Annotated in this window: 1 protein-coding gene; it reads right to left on the reverse strand. The window is 60.3% G+C overall.

Going from position 1 to position 229, the window contains the following annotated elements:
* A partial coding sequence (locus N7568_RS25710) for a type VI secretion system ImpA family N-terminal domain-containing protein (protein WP_261612427.1) occupies positions 1-229 on the reverse strand: 229 nt, incomplete at both ends.

Below are 229 nucleotides of genomic sequence, written 5' to 3' on the forward strand. Positions count from 1 at the left end.
TAGAACCTGCCTGAGCCGTTTGCTGAGCGTGCCGAGAATATCCATCCGGGCAGGCACCGGTTGCGGCCACAGATTGCTCCATTGTCGGGTGATAAGCGCGACCAGAATCCCCAGCCCATCATTCAGACCAGACAACCCGGCCAGATGTGCGCGAGCGAGGGTGTACCAGGCGGCGGTTTGAAGGTCCACACCGTTGTGTTCAAACAGCGCCAGGCAGAGAGTTTCCGCC

The sequence above is a fragment of the Paenarthrobacter aurescens genome (genome assembly GCF_025421775.1).
Lineage (GTDB): Bacteria > Actinomycetota > Actinomycetes > Actinomycetales > Micrococcaceae > Arthrobacter > Arthrobacter aurescens_B.